Below are 25,567 nucleotides of genomic sequence, written 5' to 3'. Positions count from 1 at the left end.
CCAGAACGCCGCCGTTCTGCCAGCCGATGACGTATTAGATCAATTAGTGCTTCTTGTTCATCTACTGATAAGTCTTCGATGCTTTCTAGAACTGGATCTAACCTGGAGAATAAGTCATTATTTATTATTAACTTGCTCGCAGTAGATGACTATTACATAAGTCCTAAAATTGCTGCAAAAAGCGCAAATCACTAGCATACAAGCGGCGAATATCATCAATTTGATGTAACACCATTGCAAAGCGTTCTACACCAAAACCAGCAGCGAACCCTGTATAAACTTCTGGGTCATAACCCACAGACTTAAGTACATTTGGATCGACCATACCGCAGCCCATTACCTCTAGCCATCGCCCATTCCACTGCAAATCTACCTCAGCGGAGGGTTCAGTAAACGGGAAATAACTAGCGCGGAAACGAATAGGTAAATCGCCAAAGATTGCTTGTAAAAATACTTTAATTGTGCCTTTGAGGTCTGTAAAAGTTAGTCCTTCGTCAATGGCTAAAAGTTCTATTTGATGGAAAACTGCTGAGTGAGTCGCGTCTACATTATCTCGCCGATAAACTCGCCCTGGAGCCACAACCCGAATTGGTGGTTCTTCTCTTTCCATGTAACGAATTTGCACTGATGAGGTATGAGTACGTAAAAGATTCCCATCTGGCAGATAGAAGGTATCCTGCATATCACGGGCTGGGTGGTCGGGCGGGGTATTGAGAGCCTCAAAATTGTAGTAATCTGTTTCCATCTCTGGCCCTTGAGCTACGGTGTAGCCCATACCAACAAAGATATCCAGTGCCCGGTCGATAATGCCATTGAGGGGATGAATGCGACCTTGGGGGCTGTAAATTCCCGGCATAGTCACATCCAGAGTTTCCGCCTCTAGCTGTACCTGAATTTGTGCGGCTTCTAAGGTAGCACGTTGCTGGTCTAGACTAGTTTGCAGGGATTCTTTGACTGTATTGGCGATCGCTCCAATTTTCGGTCGTTCCTCTGCGCTCATTTGCCCCATACTTCGCAACAGTGCCCCCAGTTCCCCTTTCTTACCCAGATAGTTAACTCTGAGTTCTTCCAGACGTTCTAGGGTATCGGCGGCTGCGATCGCTTTTTCTCCTTCTTGCCGCAGTGCTAAAAGTTGAGCTTCTAAATTGCTAGTCATTAGTTATTAGTCATTGGTCATTAGTCATTAGTCTATAGTCAAAAGCTGTGAACTGGTCGATAAATAAACTTACAGTTATATCCATTAACATCAGCTAAAGATGAGAGTCGAAATTAAACCTCTGTTTATCAGTTAGAGAGGTTGGGCTAGCACAGTGGGCGCAAAAATCCGCCTAACATCCCAGTTAACAAGACTTGGAGATTGAGCAACTTGTCTTAAAAGTAAGCAAACTTCTACCACAGTGTGCTAATGAGTATCCATGTTTTTTTGCTGCTTGTGACCTTAGACATTGACAAATGGCTAATAACAAATAACAAATAACTAATGACTAATGATTAATGACTAATGACTAATGACCAATGACCAATGACTATGAAATTACTAATTAGCAACGATGACGGCATTTCTGCCTTAGGGATTCGTACCCTAGCCAATTACTTGGCAGAGGCCGGTCATGATGTGAGTGTAGTTTGTCCAGATCGAGAGCGATCGGCAACTGGACACGGGTTAACTTTACACCAACCCATTCGTGCCGAAATTGTTGAAGGGATTTTTCATCCTGCTATCAAAGCTTGGGTTTGCGATGGTACGCCTTCAGATTGCGTCAAACTAGCGCTGTGGGCTTTACTCCCGACTCCCCCCGATTTGGTTCTCTCTGGCATTAATCAAGGTGCGAATTTAGGAACTGAAATCTTGTATTCCGGTACTGTTTCTGCGGCAATGGAAGGTCTAATTGAAGGCATTCCCAGTGTAGCCCTGAGTCTTATGAGTCACACATCGAAAGACTTTCAACCTGCTGCGAAGTTTGCCAAAATTCTCGTAGACCAGTTAGCCCAAAAACCGCTACCAGATTTGATGTTGCTTAATGTCAATATTCCTGCGGTCAAATGGGAAGAAATTGCCGGTGTTACTCTCACCCGTCAAGGAATACGGCGTTACATTGATGTATTTGATAAACGAGTTGATCCTCGTGGAAAAACGTACTACTGGCTAACCGGAGAGGTAACTGAAGACGTGGAACCCCCAAACGGATTAAACTTGCCTCAAAATGTACCGACAGACGTGCAGGTTGTGCGTAAAAACTACATCAGTGTAACGCCGTTACAATACAATCTTACATACGCAACTGGACTAGATAAATTATCTGAGTGGGAATTCAATTTTCCTTGAATCATTTGACTCATCAGGACAAAACTGGGGTTGTGTAAATGCATCATAGAAAAATGTAGGCTATAACGTAGGGGCACTCTTGAAATAAGTGATACACATCCACCCCAAAACGCGGAAAATTCTAACTGATTCTAACTGACAGTATTTCATTCACATTTACACAATCAACCAGAAACAGGGTATGCTGTTTTACCAAGAAATCCTCCCTCTAGCAAAATCGGTGAGACAGCATAAACTTAGACAAAATAAGTAAAAATTCTTCCAATTATCGCCCGCTCAGTCCAGCAAGCAACACCCATGTCTAGGATAGAGAACCAATTTACCGTACAATTTTGGGGCGTTCGCGGCAGCATCCCCAGTCCAGGGCCACACACCGTTCGTTACGGCGGTAATACCCCTTGCATATCAATGCAAGCGGGCGATAAGCGCTTAATTTTCGATGCTGGCACAGGACTACATGTTTTGGGGCAATCTATGTTGCGCCAGATGCCGTTAGAAGCTCACATATTTTTTACCCATTCTCACTGGGATCACATGCAGGGTTTTCCCTTCTTTACCCCAGGGTTTGTGAAGGGGAATGACTTTCATATTTATGGGGCGATCGCACCTGATGGTTCTACCATAGAACAGCGCCTCAACGATCAAATGTTACACCCGAATTTCCCCGTACCCTTGCAGATTATGCAGGCCAATTTAAATTTCTACGACATTCGACCGGGGCAACCAATCCACATCGATGACGTTACCGTAGAAACAGCACCTTTAAATCATCCAGGTGAAGCCTTAGGATACCGTGTCAATTGGCGTGGTGGTGCTGCTGCTTATATCACTGATACCGAACATTTTCCCGATCGACTCGATGATAATGTGGTGTGGCTAGCTCGTAATGCCGACATCTTAATTTACGATTCTACCTATACAGACGAAGAATACCACTCCCCAAAATCCCCGAAAATTGGCTGGGGACATTCTACCTGGCAAGAAGCGGTGAAAGTGGCACAAGCTGCTAACGTCAAAACTCTAGTGATTTATCACCACGATCCGGCGCACGATGACGACTTTTTGGACTGTGTAGGCAAACAAGCCGCCGCAAAATTTCCTGGCGCTATTATGGCACGGGAAGGATTGGTGCTTCAGATTCCCACCTCAGTAGCCTTATCAGAATCTTTTCCTGTTAGTAAGTTTTCTACCTAAAGATTGCGATCGGAGGAATTGGAGATTTTAGATTAGATTGGTGATCAGAAGCTTTCAGCGCGAGAGCGTACCTGTTGGACGCCAAGACAGCGCTGCGTAGAGTTGTCAAAGCGCCACGGGATCGGGGCAACAACAGGAGGACACACTTTATCGATTCATCAACACAGCCCAGACACCCACAGATGACCTCTCTTGCGGCTGATGCTCAGGGTAAGTCTCAATACGAAACTAGAGCCTTTTTAGTTCTAGTATTTGGGATTATCTGGACTTAGCTATTAGCTGTTTGGGCAATTTTCTTTGGATTAGGCTTTTGGCTGATAGCACAAGACCTCAGATGCAGTTGGTGGAAGTTCAGACGATCTACAAAAGCTGTCCTCCTCAACGGGTTGCACCGATTCCTTTCCAGCAAGTTAGGGATGGTAGTTGCTCCACTTGGGCAAATCCCTTGTGAGAAGACCGCACTGCCTCAGGAATGAGCGCTCCAAGACTGGCTATTGGGTACTGTATGCTGGTGAAGAAATTCTTTTAAGATATTTGGTTGGAGTATGAATCCTCATACTTATCTTCCCCAGTCCCCAATTCAAAGCGGTTTACCATAGGGTAGCTTCCTGCTGATAGCTAAAATAAACCTAAAATCTCAGAATCCACGTGCTAAATTTGTCTAAAAATGGGTGTTCTGTGCGGGTTGCTTCTTCAAGCGAAGGGCTGCTAACGCCGACTGCTGTTGCCCTTGGCAAGTTTGATGGTGTTCATCTTGGGCATCAAAGAGTAATTCAACCAGTCTTGCACGCTGGTGGTAACTTGTCAGTAGCTAGTAGTCGGCAGTCAAAGGAAAATCAACTGGCAAATCAAGAATATACCTACTCAACAGTTGTCACCTTTGACCCCCATCCACAGGAGTTTTTTACGGGGCAACCCCGGACTTTGCTAACGCCACTGGATGAAAAAGTCCAACAATTGCGATCGCTGGGGGTAGAACAACTGGTACTACTACCCTTTGACAAAGAATTGTCTGCACTGAACCCCGAAGAATTTGTCGAAAAAATTCTTGTGCAACAGCTGCGATGCCAACAAATTAGTATCGGGCAGGATTTTTGTTTCGGCGAAAAGCGTAGTGGTACTGCTAAAGATTTGCAATTACTCGCTGCCAAACACAATATTCCCGTTACTATCGTTCCCTTACAAACTTATACAGGTGAATCGCCCATCGAAAGTAGTTGCGTCAGCACTACTCAGACTCAAGATGCCCGCATTAGCACTTCATTGATCCGTCAAACCCTTGAGCATGGCGACATCGAAAACGCAAATTTACTACTAGGACGCCCTTACACTCTCCTTGGTGATGTCGTTCAAGGTCAACAATTGGGCAGAACAATTGGCTTTCCCACCGCCAACCTCCAACTGCCAAAAGACAAGTTTTTGCCCCGCCAAGGAGTCTACGCTGTCCGCGTTTTCACTCTCAACGAAATATCAGACACCGCTCCTAGTGAGAACTTGGGCGTAATGAATATCGGCAATCGCCCAACTGTAAATGGTACTTATTCATCTGCGGAAGTGCATTTATTTGATTGGTCTGGTGATTTGTATGGCAAAAAACTAGTTGTGCAGCTAGTAAAATTTTTGCGCCCTGAACAAAAATTTCCTTCTCTCGAAGCCCTGAAAACACAAATTCAACTTGACTGCGTTGTTGCTAGAGAAGTTTTGAGTGCTGGAGTGCAAAGTTAAAAGTTAGGAGTTAGGAGTTAGGAGTTCTGAGTGGGAACAATGTATTTAGGGAAATTGGGTATAGGGCGTTGTGAAAACTCTTCTCTCATTACCCCATTGCCCGCTCCCCACTTCCTATTCCCCATTCCGTACAACGCATGAGAGAAAAAATCGACGTTTTAACACAAAATCTAGCTCTTACCATCGTTGGCAAAGCTGAGGCAATACGCTTAGTGCTAGTTGCTCTGTTAGGTGGTGGTCATGCTCTCCTAGAAGATGTCCCTGGTGTTGGTAAAACCCTGCTCGCTAAATCCCTAGCTCGTTCACTGGATGGTAAGTTTCAACGGCTACAATGTACCCCCGATTTACTACCAACGGATATTACTGGTACTAACATCTGGAACCCAAAAAGCGGCGAATTTACTTTTCTTCCTGGCCCAGTCTTTACCAACATACTACTAGCTGACGAAATCAACCGCGCTACACCTCGTACTCAGTCAGCGTTGCTGGAAGTTATGGAAGAACATCAAGTAACAGTTGATGGTGTCTCTCGTACAGTTCCCCAGCCCTTCTTTGTGATTGCCACTCAAAACCCAATCGAGTATCAAGGTACTTTTCCTCTGCCAGAAGCGCAAATGGATCGGTTTATGTTGTCCCTGAGTTTGGGCTATCCTTCTGAGGGAGAAGAACTCCTGATGCTGCAAAATCTCCAAAAGGGTGTAAAAGTTGCTGATTTGCAGCCTTGCATTACCTTGGCAGAAGTACAGGAATTGCGTTACCTCTGTTCTCAAGTAAAAGTGGCAACTTCCTTGCAACAGTACATCCTCGAATTGGTGCGGGCAACACGCCAAGATGAGGAAATTGCCCTTGGTGTCAGTCCACGTGGCACATTAGCATTACAACGGGCTGCCCAAGCGCTAGCTTTTCTATTAGGTCGTGATTATGTCATTCCTGATGATGTAAAATTTCTCGTCCCTCATGTTCTTTGCCATCGTCTTATCCCTAGAGGAGGACGCAATTCCAGAACTGTTGTGGAGCGATTATTGCGATCGGTTTCTATTCCTTAATACGCGGTAAATATATTTCTTGTTGGGGAAAATATTTGTTTGCATTTCTACTCTCAATACTGTTTGGTTAAGATAAGAGACGCGATGAATCGCCGTTTCTACAATAATCAGTCTTTCGTCTTGACGGCGATTTATTGCGTCTTTGCGATCTAGAATTTTCATCAAAAAACTTTGAGTGAACCATATTGCTTCTACTCCGATTCATCCTGCGTTAGTTTGTACATCGCATATAAATTCATCCAAACTATCAGGGAAAGTTTCTCACGCTACCATTTTTGTAAGTTTCCTGATGTTGCCAGAATTTCAGTGTGTTAGGATCTCCTACAAAATCAGGTAGACAACAAATGAAAGCGATCGAGGTTACTGGCAGGATTGACTCTCAAGGAAACCTAGTTTTAGATGAGCCGATTCAGGGAAACATTTATCCTCATCAGGTTCGGGTGATTGTGTTGGTTCCAGAAGAAGCAGAAGAGCTTGATCCTGATGATACACCCGTTGAGGAGATTAAAGCTAGTTTGAGGAGAGCCTTGCAGCAAGCAAAAACAGGGCAAACTAGACCAATTAGCGAGCTATGGGACAGGATTGATGCAGAGTAATAATGCGATTTTAATTCGATTTTCTGATGAGTTTGAGCAGGAACTTTACAGACTATCAAAAAGATTTCGCAACATTCGCTCTGATGTTCAACCAATTATTGAGCAATTACAACAGGGCAACATTGTAGGCGATCGCATTGCGGGTATTGGTGAGGGGTATATTATTTACAAGGTGAGAGTTCGCAATAGTAATATCCAAAAAGGTAAGAGTGCTGGATATCGATTGATTTATCAACTTGAGTCACCTACAAGTATTTTGCTACTAACGATTTATTCAAAATCTGACCGAGAAGATATTGGTGTAAATGAAATCCGAGAGATTTTAGCTGATTTTGACAGTGGGGAAGGTTGAAACTGCGAGGACATTTTTCTTGCCTAGCTCAGTGGTGCGCTGAATAGACATTTATATTACTGTTGTGGATATGTTAAAGATGCGTTGCTTGCTAAAACTACTTACGCAAAATTGAAAACACTACCATACTCCGTAAGTCTTATGATTAGCACAAGCGCCACTTTTAAATATCTGGGAATGTGAGGAATGTCAATTTTTGTTAAGCGCAAAAGCCGCGATGGTGAAACGCGATCGCTCTTAGGCAATCGCCAAGCGCTACAGCAAAGCGCTGAACGCGAATTCAAACGCCAATTTTTCGGTTTACTTCTGGTAATTGTAACCTGGAGTTTAGCTATGGGCTGGCTTCTAGCCTTGGCAACTAACGCCCAAAGTGGTACTCCTCCCGCCGAAATTGGCACTGTTGACGTAGTACCTGCACAATACAAACTAGGGCAAGAACTATATTTAGAAAACTGCTCTACATGCCACATCGGCTTACCACCAGGAGTTTTACCTACCCAAACTTGGAAAAATCTTCTGCAAGATTCGCAGCACTACGGCGCACAACTCAAGCCTTTAATCGATCCGCCGCGTATATTGGTGTGGAAATATCTTTCGACTTTCTCGCGTGTGCAGCTAGACGACGAAGAAACGCCATATCGCCTCAACAACTCGCGTTATTTCAAAGCTTTGCATCCAAAAGTGAAGTTACCACGTCCAGTCCAGATTAGCAGTTGTATCAGTTGTCATCCCAGTGCTAATGATTACAATTTCCGTCGCCTGACAGCAGAGTGGAAGTGAGGAGTTGAAAAATTCATAACTCATAACTCTTAACTCCTAACTCTATTCCCCGACTCCCTCTCTGGCCCCATCTGGGGGCAAAATGATACTATGAAGAAAGACTAAATATAAGATAAGACTTAAAACCAATCATTTATATAGACTGATTGGATAGTTTTTCTCCTGTTTTTGAGGTAATTCTCATTTCAAACCCATCCACGACCAAGACGGTTAGGCTGGGTTAAATGTTTATAATCAATGCCGACCCTGTAATTCCCATCCCCTTGATTCAGTTCTATAACCTGCCATGCTAAAACTTTTGTTGGGCGACCCCAACGCTCGTAAGCTTAAAAAATACCAACCTTCTGTTACTGAAATTAACCTTTTAGAGGAAGAAATTAAGCCTCTTTCTGATAATGAATTAAAAGGTAAAACCGTTGAATTTAAACAACGACTCGCCAAAGGCGAAACCTTGGATGACATATTGCCGGAGGCTTACGCCGTTGTTCGGGAAGCAGGAAGGCGAGTCTTAGGCTTGCGACACTTTGATGTCCAACTCCTTGGCGGTATCATTCTGCATGTAGGGCAAATTGCCGAAATGAAAACTGGTGAGGGTAAAACACTAGTTGCCACCTTGCCAAGTTATTTAAATGCCCTCACGGGTAAAGGTGTACATGTCATCACCGTGAACGATTACCTGGCTCGTCGGGACGCTGAATGGATGGGACAGGTGCATCGGTTTTTGGGGCTGAGTGTAGGGCTAATTCAGGCAAGCATGACTCCCAGTGAACGCCAGAAAAACTACGACTCCGATATCACTTATGTTACCAACAGCGAGGTCGGCTTCGACTACCTGCGGGATAACATGGCGACATCAATGGCAGATGTGGTGCAACGCCCGTTTAATTATTGCGTAATTGACGAGGTGGACTCAATTTTAGTTGATGAGGCGCGGACACCACTGATTATTTCTGGGCAGGTGGAAAGACCGACAGAAAAGTATCTACAAGCTGCTGAAATAGCATTCACACTTAAAAAAGACGAACATTACGATGTAGATGAAAAAGCTCGTAACGTTCTATTGACAGATGAGGGGTTTGCTGAATCGGAAAATCTTTTAGGAGTCACAGATTTATTTGACCCAGAAGATCCTTGGGCGCACTTTGTTTTCAATGCAATTAAAGCCAAAGAACTTTTCCTCAAGGATGTAAATTACATCGTCCGCAATGGTGAAGTCGTAATTGTGGATGAATTTACCGGTCGGGTGCTAGCCGGACGGCGTTGGAGTGATGGATTACACCAGGCAATTGAAGCTAAAGAACACGTAGAAATTCAGCCAGAAACTCAAACTCTAGCGACAATTACGTATCAAAATATGTTCTTGCTGTATCCAAAACTCGGTGGGATGACAGGAACGGCAAAAACTGAAGAACCAGAATTTGAAAAAATTTACAAACTCGAAGTTGCGGTAATTCCCACTAACCGCGATCGCCGACGCGAAGACTTGTCTGATATGGTCTTTAAGACAGAACCAGGCAAGTGGGGGGCGATCGCTAGAGAATGTGCCGAAATGCACGAACTCGGCAGACCTGTATTAGTAGGAACCACTAGTGTAGAAAAATCCGAACTTCTCAGTCGCCTATTGAAGGATTTGAAGATTCCTCACGAATTACTCAACGCCCGTCCCGAAAACGTCGAACGTGAGGCGGAAATCGTCGCCCAAGCCGGACGTAAAGGTGCTGTTACCATTGCTACTAACATGGCTGGTAGAGGTACAGATATCATCTTGGGTGGTAACTCCGAATATATGGCGCGCCTGAAACTGCGGGAATACTTCATGCCCCGCATTGTCCAGCCAGAAGATGAAGATAGCTTCGGCGTGCAAAGACCAGCCGGATTACCCACAGGACACGGTGGCGGTCAAGGCTTTGTCCCTGGTAAAAAAGTCAAAACTTGGCGGGCTTCACCAGAAATTTTCCCTACCCAGTTGACAAAAGAAACCGAAAAACTACTCAAAGACGCAGTAGAAATTGCGGTGCGTGAGTATGGCGAACGTAGCTTACCCGAACTGGAAGCTGAAGAAAAGGTAGCTGTGGCAGCAGAAAAAGCTCCCATTGATGACCCAGTAATTCAGAAATTGCGGGAAGCTTACAACCGCGTGAAGCAAGAGTATGAACAATTTACGACCCGCGAACATAATGAGGTAGTAGAAATTGGCGGTTTGCACGTAATTGGTACAGAACGCCACGAATCGCGGCGGATTGACAACCAGTTGCGCGGACGTGCAGGGCGACAAGGCGACCCCGGAACCACAAGATTCTTCCTCAGTTTAGAAGATAATCTACTACGGATTTTTGGTGGCGATCGCGTTGCTGGATTAATGAATGCCTTCCAAGTGGAAGAAGATATGCCCATCGAATCTGGGATGCTTACCCGCAGTTTGGAAGGCGCCCAGAAAAAAGTTGAAACCTACTACTACGATATTCGGAAGCAGGTATTTGAGTATGACGAGGTGATGAATAATCAACGTCGTGCTATTTATGCTGAACGCCGCCGAGTGCTAGAAGGTCAAGATTTGAAAGAACAGGTGATTAAATACGCCGAAAAAACGATGGATGATATCGTTGATTACTACATCAACATAGACTTACCCTCGGAAGAGTGGGAGTTAGAAAAGTTGGTTGAGAAAGTCAAAGAATTCGTCTATCTACTAGCAGATTTACAAGCTAGTCAATTAGAAGATATCACCGTCAGCGAGATTAAAGCCTTCCTCCACGAACAGGTGCGAATTGCTTACGACCTCAAAGAAGCGCAGATTGACCAAGTTCAACCTGGACTAATGCGCCAAGCGGAACGCTTCTTTATCTTGCAACGTATTGATACCCTGTGGCGGGAACACCTACAACAAATGGATGCCTTGCGCGAATCGGTGGGATTACGTGGTTATGGACAAAAAGACCCGCTGATTGAATATAAGAGCGAGGGTTACGAACTCTTCTTGGATATGATGGTTAACATTCGCCGAGATGTGGTGTACTCGTTGTTTATGTTCCAGCCACAGCCTCAATCACTGGTGCAGGCGTCGTCTGAAATGGTGTAAGTAGGGAATATCTTACACAGAAACGCAGCGAAAAGTTTAGGCGTCGGCTTTTTACCACAGCACAAAATTAGCAATTTTGCAAGCGTCTGTTTTTGCTAACGCCAAGAGTGAACAGAACTTTCCAAAATAGAGGCGCAAAGAGTAATTTTGCGCCTCTGTTTTATAGTGAATTACGGAAACGATGCCTGGGTTGAGCTACACATACGCACTTTTTCACCCTTATATTCTCAGTGCTTCTGTAGTTTGTTACCTCTAAAGACGGCAAACACCACTCAGACGTTACGGTTCACCCTAATTACTGAAAGTATTAATTCTTCTACATTAGACAGAGTGAAGACAAATTAATCCATGAACCAACTAAAAACACAATTTAGTTAGTTAAACCGTCCCAAGCAAGGTTCGGGAAACCACCCTTCATGGACTGGCTACCACTAAGCTTCAGTATATATATCAGCATAGTCTGGAGTTTTAACCCCAGGAAAGCCAAAACAAAGGTGTTCATGCTGAACTGGCTGATTTCTTGACCCTGTTGGTTCAAAATTTAGTGCTTTATATTCTCATTCATTCATTTGTAGTTATACGGAGCCAGCACCTAAAATGGCAAAAGTAGTTGGAATTGACTTAGGAACAACGAACTCCTGTGTGGCAGTGATGGAAGGTGGTAAACCCACAGTAATTGCTAATGCTGAAGGTTTTCGGACAACGCCCTCAGTAGTAGCATTTGCCAAAAATGGCGACAACTTGGTTGGCCAAATCGCCAAACGCCAAGCGGTGATGAACACAGAAAATACGTTTTACTCAGTCAAACGCTTCATCGGACGCCGGTACGACGAAGTGAGTAATGAAGCTACGGAAGTTTCTTACAAAGTCCTCAGCAATAACGGCAATGTCAAATTAGATTGTCCAATCGCTGGTAAAGCATTTGCTCCTGAAGAAATTTCTGCAAAAGTTCTTCGCAAACTAGTTGAAGATGCCAGCAAATACTTGGGCGAAACCGTAACCCAAGCTGTAATCACCGTTCCAGCATACTTCAACGACTCCCAACGGCAAGCGACAAAAGACGCTGGTAAAATTGCCGGGATTGAAGTTCTACGGATTATCAACGAGCCTACAGCTGCATCTTTGGCTTATGGGTTTGACAAGAAGAGTAACGAAACCATTCTTGTGTTTGACTTGGGTGGTGGTACTTTCGACGTATCCGTACTGGAAGTAGGAGATGGAGTTTTTGAAGTACTAGCCACATCTGGTGATACCCACCTTGGCGGTGACGACTTCGATAAAAAAATAGTTGACTTCTTAGCTGATAAGTTCAAGAAAGCCGAAGGTATTGACCTACGCAAAGATAAACAAGCCTTACAACGTCTGACTGAAGCCGCAGAAAAAGCCAAAATTGAGCTTTCTAGCGTCACTCAAGCAGAAATTAACTTGCCATTTATCACTGCTACCCAGGATGGCCCCAAGCACCTGGATACAACCCTGACTCGCGCCCAGTTTGAAGAACTTTGCTCTGACTTAATCGACCGTTGTCGTGTTCCTGTGGAAAACGCCCTTCGGGATGCCAAGTTAACCAAAGGCGATATTGATGAAGTCGTGTTAGTTGGTGGTTCTACCCGGATTCCCGCAGTCCACCAGATTGTGAAGCAGGTATTGGGTAAAGACCCCAACCAAAGCGTTAACCCTGATGAAGTCGTAGCAGTTGGTGCAGCCATTCAAGCCGGGGTACTCGCTGGTGATGTAACTGGCATCTTGCTGTTAGATGTGACACCGCTATCTTTGGGTGTGGAAACATTGGGCGGCGTGATGACCAAAATTATCCCCCGCAACACCACAATTCCTACCAAGAAATCGGAAGTCTTCTCCACTGCTGTCGATGGACAAACCAACGTAGAAATTCACGTCCTCCAAGGTGAACGCGAATTCTCTAACGATAACAAGAGCTTGGGAACCTTCCGCCTCGATGGTATTCCTCCTGCACCACGCGGCGTCCCTCAAATTGAAGTGGTCTTCGATATTGACGCTAACGGTATCCTTAACGTCACCGCTAAGGATAAAGGTACTGGTAAAGAACAGTCCATCAGCATCACCGGCGCTTCCACTCTGGATAAAAATGATGTTGACCGGATGGTAAGAGAAGCTGAACAGAACGCTTCCTCTGACAAAGAGCGGCGTGAAAAGATTGAACGCAAGAACCAAGCCGATTCTTTAGCATATCAAGCTGAAAAGCAGTTACAAGAATTGGGCGATAAAGTTCCCGATGCTGACAAGACTAAAGTCGAAGGTTTAGTGAAAGAACTGCGGGAAGCAGTTGCTAAAGAAGACGATGAGCAAATCAAGAAGCTGACCCCAGAATTGCAACAAGCGCTATTCGCTGTTGGTAGCAACATCTATCAGCAAGCTGGTGGCGGTGCTGCGCCAGGTGCGGAACCTCAAGATAGCGGTTCTACATCTAGCTCTGGTAGCGGCGACGATGTAATTGACGCTGATTTTACAGAGAGCAAATAATCCCCTTATTTCTTTTGGGAAGATTATTTTGTCCCACCTCAATATTACCCACTCAGACAAATGCCTGAGTGGGGATTTTTTTTTAGGAGTTAGGAGTTAGGAATTATATAAGTCCAGTTAATCTCTTATGCCACAATACGGTTCAGTTAAGGCTAAAACTTTTTGTCAAAGTCAATTTTTATAACGTAGACGCATTCGCGGAGCGTCTCGTAGAGAAGCGGCTTGCCGCAGGCTACCAGAGAGGCGCAGAGAACACCGAGAGAAGAAAGAAATACTTAACTCAAGTTTATTGCCTTATGCCATATCCACAAGCACCTTGGACACTTCAGGGTTATGCTATCCAAACTCTGCATTTGGTAAATGTTGACCAAGTGCGTCCTTTGATTCCTTTAGAGTTAGAAATTATTTCTGTATGGCCTGGTAAAACTCTCGCTAGTGTATATTTATCTCATTATGGGTCAGGCTCGGTACTGGAGTACAGTGAGTTAATTGTTGTCCCAGCTTTGGTTAATTACCAGAGGAAAATCGGCGCTTGGATTTCTCACATTTATGTAGATAATGCTGATTCGATGGCTGGCGGTCGAGAAATTTGGGGACTACCAAAGGAATTAGCTAAGTTCACCTGGGAACAAGGAAAGTATGTTGCTGTGCATCAGGAAAACCGGAAGTTGTGTAGTCTTAAGTATAATCAACAAAGCTTGGCATGGAGACAGTGGTTAAGTGCCTCTGCTTTCAGCGCCAAGGGTGCTGATTTGCTGATATTCCCTGCTGAATTTGAGTCTGTGTTGGGTTTAATTAGTTCTAATTTAGAAATTTCTAGCGAAAGTCCTTTTTCTGGAATAGGTTTAGGTCAGCCTTGGTTAACTGTGCGTTGTGAGCAGATGAGTTTGCGGGTTGATGCGCCAAAAGTGGTAGGTCAATCAATTTTAGATTAATTTAAAGGTGTTTCATTTGACTTAAAATAAGACACCTTGAGCTTTCACTTTTTTTTGTAGATGTCGTCACAGAGATAGCGATCGCTATCTCCCATTTGAGATTATTTAGAAAATATTCTAACTTCCCAACATCTGCAAGTTGTGTAAGGTGGCGTAAAGCCCTTGCTGTTGCAGTAATTGATCGTGGCTTCCCTGTTCGATTAATTCGCCGCGCTTGAGAACAAAAATCCGGTCTACATTGCGAATTGTAGACAAGCGGTGAGCAATAATAATGGCGGTACGTCTGAGCAATAGCTGGTTTAATGCCTCTTGAACGGAAGCTTCTGTAGCAACATCTAAACTAGCGGTAGCTTCATCTAATACCAAAATTTGGGGATTGCGAATGGCAGCCCGCGCAAAGGCTAAAAGTTGCTTTTGACCACTAGAAATATTTGTGCCCCGTTCTCGAAGTTGAGTATCATAACCTTGGGGTAGTTCTTCTATAAACTGGGCAATGTTGGTTTCTTCTGCTGCTTGTTGAATCTGTTCAATAGTGTAGCCATCTCCTAAAGAAATATTGCTTTTAACATCGCCAGCAAACAAAAAGCCTTCTTGTAAAATTACTGCCATGTAGCGCCGCAGTTCTGCCTGTGGGACTTCTCGAATATCTACGCCATCGATGAGAATGCGTCCTTGGGTAGGTTCGTAGAGGCGGCACAAAAGCCGGATAATCGAAGTTTTACCCGCACCTGTGGGGCCTACTAATGCAATTTTTTCACCAGGATGAATGGTAAAGTCTAAATCTTTAATTACGTAATCATCATTTTTGTAAGCAAACCAGACGTGATCGAAATGAATTTCTCCCAGTTCTGGGGGAGAAGTGAGGTCTGGGGATTCTAGATTTGCCACGATTTCGTCTATGTAGCCAAATTTCGCATCAAAGATTGAGAAACGAACGTTGGCGCGATCGCGGATTTCTATCGGTTCATCTAAGATATCGCCGACGCGTTCAATGGCAGTGAAACCAGCTTGAATTACTGTAAATTTTTCGGCAAAATCCCGTAAGGGATCAAATAATCGCTGGGCATACAAAATAAATGTAGATAATGTTCCAAAAGTCAAGCTTTTTCCCAATAACAACCACCCACCCACACACAAAACACCTGCGATCGCAATTAGTCCGATCCACTCTAAGGTTGCGGAAACAAATGAATCATAAAAAATGGTTTTATCCACTTGCTGAGTGTAGTTGTTGTTCGTAGCACGAAACAATTCAGCATTAAATTTTTCTCTGCGGAACAATTGGACGACGTTAATGCCAAGTACATTTTCTTGTAACTGCGAATTCAGAATAGAAAGTTCTTCCCGCCCTTTGTAATTGGCTTTGCGATACTGTTTCTGAATGTAAACAATTAACCAGCTAATTGGTAATAGTATTAATAGCAGCAAGCAAGCGAGTTGCCACTGGATAGAAAACATTAAACTCAAAGTTACCAGCATTAAAAACAAATTGGACACAATGCCAATTGCCCCAGTCGAAAAGACATCACCCAACACTTCCACATCGCTGGTGATTCTGGTGATTAATTTACCTACGGGCGTGCGGTCAAAAAAGCGCACTGCTAGAGATGTCACATGCTGGAATAAGTCTTGTCGAACTGCTGCGGTGATTTGCTGCCCTAGCTTTTGGACTATGTAACCTTGGACACCTGTCAACATTAATTGGATGGCGATCGCAATCACCAGTGATCCCTCTAGGATATTTAACCCTTGGGAGAGGGGACGATTCCGAAAAAATTCGTAAGCGCTTGGTTCATGCCGAATCAGGGAAATCACTTGGCCAATTAAGAACGGTTGTAAGGCATTCGCTAGGGCGATCGGTACTAGTAGGCACATCGACAGCGCCAATAACCTTCCGCTACGACGGGCATAGGGTACTAGACGCAAAAACAACCGCCAGTCATTTTCACGGCGTCTGTCTTGCCTGTAAGATTTTTTGAGAGATTGGTAGATGCTCATAGTAAGAGCATTATATTAATGTTTGCAAAAAAATACGCCTAACAATTTGTCTTAATCAATTTTGTCGCTCAAGAGCAACAAACAAGACATTTGGCGAACCTTCAGCCGAGTCTCGGCAAGTTTTGTGGCTCTTGTCTTGCTTGATTACCGTTACAAAAATTAATTACTGTCTTCTCCACGCTGCGCGTAGCGTCTCCTAAAGAGCGTCATGATAAATTAGGTTAGCGCAGAGGTAGCGACTCCGCGTACCCTTACAGAGAAGCAAGCTACGTGCAGTGTCTCATAGAGAGCATCATTACGAATTCTTTTCCAGATTTTTCGACGCGATCGCCTAGCATGAATTTTAATCAATATCCATCAAGTAATAATGATGAAATTAATTATAGAATTGGGCACTTTTAAGAAAATTTCGTCAGAATTGAATTCGTTGACTTACCTAAAAACGCTATTTATAATGGTTATGCTGAGTTCTTATCTATCAACTTACTGACGCGATCGAGGCTGCGATCGCACCAGAAGCATTACAAATAAACTAAATATAAAAATTAGGATATTATCTTATGGAATCTTTCGGTATTTATACACTTGCAAATGATGCTGTTTACGATCAGCTAGTGGCATTGTTGAATAGTATTGAAGTTAATGTTAGCCCAGATATTCCTATTTGTATTATTCCCTATAATGAGAAATTAGACTTAGTTCAAAAAGAAATAAAGTCTAGAAAAAACGTCAGCATTTTTGAGAATTGGGAGGCAATACAATACTGGGAAGATTTTTCTCACAAAATTTGGGCAGTTCACCCAGGTGCTAGAACTTCCAAAATTTCACGTAATTGGTGGTCATCAGGTCACTTACAAAGAAAAATGTGTGTTTTTAACGGACATTTTAATCAGTTTTTATTTTGTGATGCTGATAGCCTTCTTATGAAGCCAGTTGATGATATTTTGGAAAAATTAAACGCTTACAATTTTGTATTTGATGACTGGATACACACTAAAGAACGTACAAAAGTACCATTAAATATTCCACTTTTAGAAAAGTCCAAGATTGCTTCCGAAAAAGACATACGTCCTAGACTCCATTGCTCTGATTTTTTTGGTTCTAAATCAGGGTTATTTCAAGAAAAAGATTTAGATTTATATAAGAAATTATTAATTGAAGATGGAGAGATTGAATGGCTAACTGCATGTTGGGATGATGCACATTTATTTAATTATTTGACATGGAAATCAAATCTTGCCTTATTTAATTTTACTCTCAGTCCAAACGGTCAAGAAAGAACAGGTAACTGTGCTAATTCAGACCCCTTTGTAAATATTAATAATATTCTTTACAACCAAGATGAATTAAAACCAATTCATCGTATTCACTACATGAACTATTCTTCTACTGATTTTGCCCGTTTATGTCAAGGCGAAGATGTCAATATTTGTTACAGAGACGAGTTTTTATACTATCGTTTTCTTAAAGAACCGGAGAAAAGACCGCAACAACTAAAACAGCCGAACATTGTTACCAAAAGTAATCGATTAATTCAAAAAGTAGTGAAGAAACTTCAAATAGCTCTTACTTAAGTTTGGGAATATTTGACAAGAACTGAAGATTTGAAAAAAATCTGGTTAGTGCTTGTATTTTGCTCTGCCTCGTTCAGAATAGGAATTGGATAATTATCGTGACAATTTCTAAATTTAATTCTGAATTGGGGCAATTATGGAGATAGAAACTGCGCGGCTGCAACTAAGGCGCTTCTCTCTAAATGATTTTGATTACCTATTTCGCCTCTACAGCGATGCAGAAGTGATGAGGTATCTGTTACCGAGAACAAGGGAACAAACCCAGACAAGTTTAAACAAACATATCCAACAGTGGCAACAACACAACTTTGGGATGTGGGCAGTAATACACAAAGAAACTCGTAAAATGATTGGCCGTTGTGGACTTAGTTTTCTGGAAAATACCCCAGAAATTGAGCTTGGCTATGTGTTTGACAAGTCCTATTGGAATATGGGAATGGGGACTGAAGCCTCACAAGCAACTTTAAAGTTTGGATTTGGGGAAGTGAAGCTAGATCGGATAGTTGCGATCGCACATCCAGAAAACATCGCTTCAGTGCGTGTGATTCAAAAGCTAGGGATGAAGTATGAAAAAGATGCTAGCTATTACGGTCATGATGTAGTTTACTACGCTATCTCACGCACAGAATGGCAGCCAGATGATTCTGTTTACATTTTGAAATCTTAAATAAGTCGGAAATCTCAAGGAAGCAGCCCCCGTCAAAACCTTTCTCCTTTCAGGAAAAAGGTCAGATTTTGTGCGCCTCTACTAAGGTATTTTGTATTAATTGCTTCATAAATATTCATGTAAAGATGGAATAATACCATACTTATCTCTTTACGTCTTATATCTAAAGATAGAAGATTGAGGTTAAAATTTGGGAAACCTAAGAGAGGTTCATTCCCAAGAGATGTCCTGCTTAATTATCGCAGAGTGCAACTGAGGTCAGATGACGCAACCATTAAATCAAGTCAAAGAGTGGGAACAACGTCGTGATGAAGCAAACCGCTACTATCAGCGCGGTAAATTTCAAGAGTATCTCGATCTGGCAACCAAGAATTTATACCTAGCTAGAGCAATTCCAGACCGAGCTAGGGAAGGTTATACATTGAACGATCTCGGTTTAGCTTACCTCAGTTGCTCGCAACCTCGAAGAGCATTAGAGCGGTTTCATCAGGCGCTTTCGGTTGCTGTTGAAATTAGCAACGCTTCCGCAGAGGCAACTGCACTTAGCAATTTGGGTTCTACCTACAGCCGTCTAGGACGATTTTCGCAGGCGTTGGCATATTTTGACAAAGCGCTTTCCATCTTCAGGCGATTGCAAGATATTCAAGGTGAAGTTTCTACGCTCAATGACGTGGCGCTAATTTATACCCGGTTGGGAGAACCAAAACGGGCACTGTTGTTACAACACCAAATTTTGACGATGCGGCGATCGCTAGGTGACTTTTCTGGTGAAGCAACAACCCTAAATGGCATTGGGTTCGCCTACAATGTTTTAGGCAAGTTTGAGCAAGCTCTAGAATTTTTTCAAGCAGCACTCCCAATTCAACGAGCTGCGAAGAATTTGCTTGCAGAAGCAACCACTTTGAATAATATTGCTTCTGTTTATCATGATTTAGGAAAACCGAAAGAAGCTCTATTACTCTACTATCAAGTTCTTTTGACACGTCAGGCAATTGGCGATCGCTCTGGTGAGGCTACAACCCTTCATAACATTGGTTTTACCTACACTACTCTGGCACAGCATCGGCAGGCAATGAAGTTTTACAAACAAGCCATTGTAATTTATCAACAACTGGGCGATGTTCTGGGAGAAATTTCGACTTTGCTGAATATGGGAAACCTTTACGCCACAACCAGACGCAAAAAAATGGCACGATGGTGTTTCCAAAATGCCCAAGAGTTAGCGGAACAAATCGAACATCAGGCACTCCTAGAAAAAGTACAGCAGTTCGTAGATTCACTCTAGCCAAGTAGGTAAAGTCTTACATCAGTTTTCATGTATTTGAACCACATCTGTGCATAGGTGTCAACTTAAGACCTGGCGAATAGAATTCGCGGCTACACTGGCATTGTCCGCCTCCGCGGACTAAATTCAAATTAAGGGTTTGAAACCCAGGATCGGTAGCTTTTGTTTGTATAGACGCGGTTTCTAACCGCCCGTTTAACCTTAGTTGACATCAATGAGCATTGCTGTGCCCCTACTGCGTGGTCTATTTACCTGAAAAAGAGTAAGCTTTTTTAAATGGTATGGAGATGGGTTATTTTGATGTTCGGCGGTTAACTAGGGTAGCGCTTGCTTGGTCAACAGGCATCAGCACAACTTCATTGATATTGACATGGGGCGATCGCGTCACACAGAAAAATATCACATCAGCGATATCATCTGCTGTTAAAGGTGTAACTCCCTCATAGACTTTGTTGGCGCGTTCAGTATTTCCGTGGAAGCGTACCTCGCTAAATTCCGTTTCTACCATACCAGGATCAACGGAAGTTACACGTACCCGCGTTCCCAACAGGTCTTGTTTTAAACCTTCAGAAATTGCTCTGACAGCAGCTTTAGTAGCACAGTAGACATTGCCACCGGGATAGGTTTGATGTCCGGCAATGGAACCTAAATTTACCACATGACCGCGATCGCGACTCACCATTCCCGGAACAACATAGCGGGAGACGTAAAGTAAACCCTTAACGTTAGTATCAATCATGTCTTCCCAGTCTTGAAAGCTGGCTTCGTGCAACTTGTCTAAACCGCGACTTAGACCAGCATTATTAATGAGAATGTCGATGTCAGCCCAGGCGGGGGGTAGAGTAGCAATAGCAGATTCGACAGCACTGCGATCGCGCACATCTAGCTGTAATAAATGAATTTCAGTACTAAAATCTTTATTAAGAGTATCTGCTAGCTGCTGTAAACGTTCTAACCGTCGTGCTGCCAAGATAAGTTTTGCACCCGCACCAGCAAAGATTCTGGCACAAGCAGTACCGATACCACTACTTGCACCAGTGATTAAAATGATTTGATTTTGTAGAGAAGTCATTAGGATAAGTTAAGAGTCAGGAGTTAACAGTTATGAATTATGAATTAGCTCAAGTTTCATCGTTCATAATTTATCATCAGTCGGGCTATAACTCCTAACTCTTGTACAGACGCGATTCATCACGTCTCTACTTTTTCACCACTTGCAGACGCTGAGTTACCATCGTCATCCCATTACCCCGCAGAATGACAGCAGAAACCCATTGGCTACCAGGGGTAGATGGTGCTTGTCCAACTTTAAACAGTCCGCCAGATGTCAGTAATTGCAAATCCACAGGTGTGGGGTTGAGAAATTTCTCTGGTTGGATGGCTTCTTCTAGCGCCGTTCCTAGTAGAAAATCATCGCCAAGTGGTTCTTGGACGATCGCATCAAAATTATACTTCTGACCAACCACCACCTGCTGTGGTAACTTAATATCAATTTGGGGCGGCTTGCTACCAGAGGTAAGTAGGGTGCGTTCTGACAAAATGTCTTGACGGACTATTTTTCCGCCTTCAATGCGCTGACGTGATTTAATTGTGGCATTGAGAGACAATTTATTAGTGCTACCAGAAGGTAAGCCAGTTATCTTCGTTTCTGTTTCGGCAATAACCCCATTGCCTTCAGGTTTTGAAGATAGCAATTTCGTAGTGTATTGCAATTTCGGATATCGTTGCCAAAGTGAAGCTAAAGATTTTTCTAGGGTTTGGAGGTTTAATCCATCCCCATGAGTGAAATTGGGGCTGTAGAATTGCAACACCCCTTTCACATCGCCCCGACTGGCAGCTGCATCAACTTGTGTCAACAGGTTTTTCAGGTCGGCTGATGCATTTGGGGCTGTACCCGCTTGGGCTAATTGCTGTGGTGTCGTCGCCAGAATGCGTTGCCAACCGCTTGTTAAACCAATAGTCAGTAGGCAGGAAACCAGCCAGATATTTGCTGGAAATTTGAGTTGGCATCTCACTAAGGCGGTAAAAATGTTAGTCATTGGTAAGAATTTACTGATTTGATTAGAGAAAGTAAGCAAATTGTTTTATCTTAGTTAAGCTAGACGCTAAACGGTAGAGGTTTGATGGCAAACGCACCGATACGATTATTAATAGCTGCCAGTGGGACTGGTGGACATTTGTTTCCAGCGATCGCACTGGCAGAAAAACTTCCAGATTATCAAATAGAATGGCTGGGAGTACCCGATCGGCTAGAAACTCAACTTGTCCCCAAACAGTATCCCTTGAATACTATTGCAGTTGAAGGGTTTCAGCAAGGGTTTGGACTCTCCTCAATTCGGATTTTGGGTAAACTCGCCCTTTCGATTCTAGAAGTCAGACGAATTCTCAAACAGGGAAATTTTCAAGGGGTGTTTACCACAGGCGGTTACATTGCCGGGCCAGCCGTCATTGCAGCGCGTTCCCTTGGTTTACCCGTGGTTTTCCACGAATCTAACGCCTTACCAGGTAAAGTAACTCGCTTTTTTGGCCCTTGGTGTAGTGCGGTAGCTTTGGGATTTGAAGTTGCTGCTAAGTATTTACCCCGTGCCAAAAATGTCTATGTTGGTACTCCCGTAAGAGCGCAATTTCTGGATGGGGCAATTGATGCACCACTGGATTTAGCTATTCCTGATGGTGTTCCTTTAATTGTCGTCTTTGGTGGTAGTCAGGGTGCTGTTGCCGTGAATAAATTGGTGCGCGAATCTGCAAAAGCTTGGTTTGATGCTGGTATTTATGTAGTACATTTAACTGGCGATCGCGACACGCAAGCAGATAGCCTCAAACATCCACAGTACATAGCCTTACCTTTTTACAACAATATGGCAGCCTTGTTGCAAAGAGCAACTCTTGCTATTAGTCGTTCTGGCGCAGGTAGCTTGACAGAATTGGCAGTGTGTGGAACACCAGCGATTTTGATTCCTTACCCCTTTGCCGCCGAAGATCATCAATCTTACAATGCAGACGTATTTACCAAAGCGGGTGCAGCGTTAACCTTGAAGCAATCGGAGTTGACGGCAGAAGCATTGCAAAGTATTGTGTTGAATTTGTTACAGTCACCGCAAGAGTTAGCAAAGATGGGTGAAAAAGCTCATGCGATCGCTATTCCTGATAGTGCCGAAAAGTTGGCGCAGTTAGTGCGTGAGGTTGTAGAAACTTAAACAATTCAAAATTCACATATTGAAGTAGGAATTTATTTTCCAATTTATGAATATCTTATTTAAGCAAAAATTATGCTTCACAGTCGGTTTTGCTGGTTTACTACTTGTTAGTTTAGCCAGTAACTATCTATATACTCAGTCAAAAACTCAGCAGATAGCTGAACCAGATCAGTCTTTTACAAAAGATAATTTTGCCCCATTTCAATCACAGATTTCTTTCACTTCCAATCAAGTTGCCGATCCACTTACCTCAAAGCCTCAAAATCCTTTTTTCACCCAAAAAATATCTGAAGAAATTATCGGGAAGCAAAACTTTTTTTCATCTCGACAAAATTTATTAGCAGCATCTTCACCCTATTCAGTTGTTGATGAATTTAAAAAATATAAATTTAGTATTAATGGCAGCCAGGTTGTTACTCCAGGAAAACTGCCAAGTAGTAAAGTTAACTTCAATCAAGGAGATTTATTAACCGTTCTCGTTAATACTAGAAAATATTTTCAAGACTATGCTTCACAAGACCCAGATATTCTACGTACAGGAATACTTGCTACTCAAGGAGTTACTGTACCAGATGTCCTCAAAACTTTAGATTTCATGATTGTTGTCTTAAAAGAGGATATTGCTAATAATCGAGCTACTCGTTTACAAGACCCTAAATTTATCAATACCAATTTTCGAGTCATTAAATGGTCTGCCTATAACCCAAATAGTAAACAGCAAAAACAATTACGAATTACCAAATATGCTGTTTTTACTCACCCTGGTTCTCGTAAGAAAACCTCTGCTTTTAATACACCAATTTATAGCTTAAAAGAAAACTCTAATAACGATAAGTTCTACACTAGATACACAAAACAGGATGTTTTATCTGGGATTTATGAACCAGGCGGGAGAGAATTTGGCAAAGTTACAACTCTTGCTTACCTAACCAGAAATGGCTTAGAAGAAGCAATTATGGAAGGAACAATTCTGATTAATTTTACAGATGGTTATAAAGCTTTTTTTAATGTAGACAGAAATAATGGAATGTCTTATATTCGGGGTTTAAAGGCAACAGCACAAAAGCGTTATTGGTATTTTAGAGAAGTTGATGCTATTAAAGGTTATGGATACAAAATAGATGCAAAAATTTCTATAAAACCTGGAGTCACTTTTGCTGGAGATGTTTTGAATATCGGTTTAGGTAAAGTGATTGTGATTGAGCATACTCAGGGTGGTCGTAAACATCTGCAAATGGGAGTTATTGCTGATACAGGTGGAGCCTTTTTACCCAATCTTTATCAACTCGATTTTTTGGCAGGTATTTTTCAGAATAAAAAAGAATTTGGGCAGAATATCACACAATTGCCAGACTATGCAACAGCGTATTTTTTAATAAAAAAGTAATGCTTTAACTTGATGTCAAAACAATCTCAGCCTGGGTCAAAGTAATTCGTAATTGTAACCAATAGGGTTTATACCCTCTTAATTACGAATTACGTTATACCAATTCTGTATGAAAATGCACATAATAACACCCCCCTGTAGTCCCCCCAAGACATCGGAGGGACGGCGAGCCAGGGGATGAAAAAACGGTGTTAGTGTAGCGTAAAGCCTTCTCTACGAGAGGCTTGTCTGCGACACGGTACGCGTAGCTTGCTTCTCCTACGAAGTACGCCAACCTATCGCAACTCTTAGAGAGGCTGCGCCAACGCTTAGAGCGACGTAGAAGCGCCATTATGAATTATTTGGTCAACAGTTCTAAGTTGTGACCATTGGGATCATAGAAATAGAAGCCACGACCTTGCTTTCTGTGGTTAATTTGTCCCTTATTTTGATGCATAGGGTCACTACTGTATTCAATATCCGCCTCTTTGACGCGCGCAAAGATCGCGTCAAATTCTTCGTCACTGACATGGAACGCATAATGATGAGACTCAAACACTTGGGCGTCGGCGAAGTCAAGTGTTAGGACATCATTAATATGTACAGCAGCAAAGTGGCCAATGGGAACTTCGACTTCTAAACCAAAAATATTTGCAAAGAACTTTGCCGAATCTTCTTTGTCATGTACGGGCACTATTGTGTGATTTAGAGTAATTGTCATGTCACACCTCCCTCCTAATTTCGGTAGTAATTCAATTAACTATCTAGAGTCGATAACAACAATACTCTTTCCTATTTTATCTTTTCAGGGCTAACACCAGGTAAATATATCTAACATTTCGTGTTTTATGCATTTGGAACACCTGCAAACACTAAATTATGACTATCTAATAAGCAAAACTAATAACTTGCATCAGGTTTACTGAAGTAACAAAAGTTGATTAA

Annotated in this window: 21 protein-coding genes; 15 read left to right on the top strand and 6 right to left on the bottom strand. The window is 42.8% G+C overall.

Features of this window, described 5'->3' with window-relative positions:
* Positions 1-163: 163 nt before the first annotated feature.
* A complete protein-coding gene (gene pheS, locus HWQ39_RS16825; protein WP_179066197.1) occupies positions 164-1,156 on the bottom strand; it encodes a phenylalanine--tRNA ligase subunit alpha in 993 nt (330 codons plus the stop codon).
* 372 nt (positions 1,157-1,528) lie between these two features.
* Between pheS and surE the strand changes: the two genes are divergently transcribed.
* The 4 genes from surE to HWQ39_RS16805 all read left to right on the top strand — a co-directional run bounded on the left by surE (position 1,529) and on the right by HWQ39_RS16805 (position 6,291).
* A complete protein-coding gene (gene surE / locus HWQ39_RS16820) occupies positions 1,529-2,326 on the top strand; it encodes a 5'/3'-nucleotidase SurE (RefSeq protein ID WP_292847202.1) in 798 nt (265 codons plus the stop codon).
* A 297-nt stretch (positions 2,327-2,623) separates the two neighbouring features.
* Positions 2,624-3,520, top strand: coding sequence for an MBL fold metallo-hydrolase (locus tag HWQ39_RS16815; protein ID WP_292847199.1), 897 nt, complete (start codon positions 2,624-2,626; stop codon positions 3,518-3,520).
* 648 nt (positions 3,521-4,168) lie between these two features.
* The gene (locus HWQ39_RS16810) at positions 4,169-5,245 is read left to right on the top strand and encodes a bifunctional riboflavin kinase/FAD synthetase (protein ID WP_292847196.1); all 1,077 of its coding nucleotides are present in this window, start codon (positions 4,169-4,171) and stop codon (positions 5,243-5,245) included.
* A gap of 137 nt (positions 5,246-5,382) precedes the next feature.
* A complete protein-coding gene (locus HWQ39_RS16805) occupies positions 5,383-6,291 on the top strand; it encodes a MoxR family ATPase (RefSeq protein WP_292847193.1) in 909 nt (302 codons plus the stop codon).
* On the opposite strand, the gene HWQ39_RS16800 is transcribed toward HWQ39_RS16805, so the two are convergent.
* The gene (locus tag HWQ39_RS16800; RefSeq protein WP_292847190.1) at positions 6,265-6,453 is read right to left on the bottom strand and encodes a hypothetical protein; all 189 of its coding nucleotides are present in this window, start codon (positions 6,451-6,453) and stop codon (positions 6,265-6,267) included. The genes HWQ39_RS16805 and HWQ39_RS16800 overlap by 27 nt on opposite strands.
* Positions 6,454-6,635: 182 nt before the next feature.
* Between HWQ39_RS16800 and HWQ39_RS16795 the strand changes: the two genes are divergently transcribed.
* From HWQ39_RS16795 to HWQ39_RS16770, 6 genes are all read left to right on the top strand, one after another.
* The gene (locus HWQ39_RS16795) at positions 6,636-6,887 is read left to right on the top strand and encodes a hypothetical protein (protein ID WP_292847445.1); all 252 of its coding nucleotides are present in this window, start codon (positions 6,636-6,638) and stop codon (positions 6,885-6,887) included.
* Positions 6,877-7,239 carry a type II toxin-antitoxin system RelE/ParE family toxin gene (locus HWQ39_RS16790; protein ID WP_292847187.1) on the top strand — a complete coding sequence of 121 codons (363 nt, stop codon included), beginning with the start codon at positions 6,877-6,879 and terminating at the stop codon, positions 7,237-7,239. The genes HWQ39_RS16795 and HWQ39_RS16790 overlap by 11 nt, the downstream gene beginning before the upstream one ends.
* A gap of 186 nt (positions 7,240-7,425) precedes the next feature.
* Positions 7,426-8,019, top strand: a complete 594-nt coding sequence (locus HWQ39_RS16785) for a cytochrome C (RefSeq protein WP_292847184.1) — start codon at positions 7,426-7,428, stop codon at positions 8,017-8,019.
* Between the two features lie 286 nt (positions 8,020-8,305).
* Complete coding sequence (gene secA, locus HWQ39_RS16780) at positions 8,306-11,098, top strand: preprotein translocase subunit SecA (RefSeq protein ID WP_292847181.1); 2,793 nt, start codon at positions 8,306-8,308, stop codon at positions 11,096-11,098.
* A 597-nt stretch (positions 11,099-11,695) separates the two neighbouring features.
* Positions 11,696-13,600, top strand: a complete 1,905-nt coding sequence (gene dnaK / locus HWQ39_RS16775) for a molecular chaperone DnaK (protein WP_292847177.1) — start codon at positions 11,696-11,698, stop codon at positions 13,598-13,600.
* Positions 13,601-13,896: 296 nt separating this feature from the next.
* Entirely contained in the window at positions 13,897-14,535 is a 639-nt protein-coding gene (locus HWQ39_RS16770; protein ID WP_292847175.1) for an acetoacetate decarboxylase family protein, read from the top strand.
* Between the two features lie 117 nt (positions 14,536-14,652).
* Here the strand turns inward: HWQ39_RS16770 and HWQ39_RS16765 are convergent, their stop codons facing one another.
* Complete coding sequence (locus HWQ39_RS16765) at positions 14,653-16,533, bottom strand: ABC transporter ATP-binding protein (RefSeq protein WP_292847173.1); 1,881 nt, start codon at positions 16,531-16,533, stop codon at positions 14,653-14,655.
* Positions 16,534-17,093: 560 nt separating this feature from the next.
* Between HWQ39_RS16765 and HWQ39_RS16760 the strand changes: the two genes are divergently transcribed.
* From HWQ39_RS16760 to HWQ39_RS16750, 3 genes are all read left to right on the top strand, one after another.
* Complete coding sequence (locus tag HWQ39_RS16760; protein ID WP_292847170.1) at positions 17,094-18,107, top strand: Npun_R2821/Npun_R2822 family protein; 1,014 nt, start codon at positions 17,094-17,096, stop codon at positions 18,105-18,107.
* Between the two features lie 136 nt (positions 18,108-18,243).
* Positions 18,244-18,774: a GNAT family N-acetyltransferase gene (locus HWQ39_RS16755; protein ID WP_292847168.1), complete on the top strand. Its 531-nt coding sequence runs from the start codon at positions 18,244-18,246 to the stop codon at positions 18,772-18,774.
* Between the two features lie 262 nt (positions 18,775-19,036).
* Entirely contained in the window at positions 19,037-20,059 is a 1,023-nt protein-coding gene (locus tag HWQ39_RS16750) for a tetratricopeptide repeat protein (protein ID WP_292847165.1), read from the top strand.
* A gap of 292 nt (positions 20,060-20,351) precedes the next feature.
* Here the strand turns inward: HWQ39_RS16750 and HWQ39_RS16745 are convergent, their stop codons facing one another.
* Together HWQ39_RS16745 and HWQ39_RS16740 are read right to left on the bottom strand one after the other, a co-directional pair.
* Entirely contained in the window at positions 20,352-21,131 is a 780-nt protein-coding gene (locus HWQ39_RS16745; protein ID WP_292847162.1) for an SDR family oxidoreductase, read from the bottom strand.
* A 127-nt stretch (positions 21,132-21,258) separates the two neighbouring features.
* Complete coding sequence (locus HWQ39_RS16740; protein ID WP_292847160.1) at positions 21,259-22,098, bottom strand: nuclear transport factor 2 family protein; 840 nt, start codon at positions 22,096-22,098, stop codon at positions 21,259-21,261.
* Positions 22,099-22,182: 84 nt separating this feature from the next.
* Between HWQ39_RS16740 and murG the strand changes: the two genes are divergently transcribed.
* Positions 22,183-23,256, top strand: coding sequence for an undecaprenyldiphospho-muramoylpentapeptide beta-N-acetylglucosaminyltransferase (murG, locus tag HWQ39_RS16735; RefSeq protein ID WP_292847157.1), 1,074 nt, complete (start codon positions 22,183-22,185; stop codon positions 23,254-23,256).
* Positions 23,257-23,302: 46 nt separating this feature from the next.
* A complete protein-coding gene (locus HWQ39_RS16730; protein ID WP_292847154.1) occupies positions 23,303-24,643 on the top strand; it encodes a hypothetical protein in 1,341 nt (446 codons plus the stop codon).
* A 337-nt stretch (positions 24,644-24,980) separates the two neighbouring features.
* On the opposite strand, the gene HWQ39_RS16725 is transcribed toward HWQ39_RS16730, so the two are convergent.
* Positions 24,981-25,343, bottom strand: a complete 363-nt coding sequence (locus tag HWQ39_RS16725) for a VOC family protein (RefSeq protein WP_292847151.1) — start codon at positions 25,341-25,343, stop codon at positions 24,981-24,983.
* Positions 25,344-25,567 lie beyond the last annotated feature (224 nt).

This window comes from Nostoc sp. NMS8 (genome assembly GCF_017115045.1).
Lineage (GTDB): Bacteria > Cyanobacteriota > Cyanobacteriia > Cyanobacteriales > Nostocaceae > Nostoc.
This window is presented reverse-complemented; position numbering and strand designations above follow the sequence as displayed.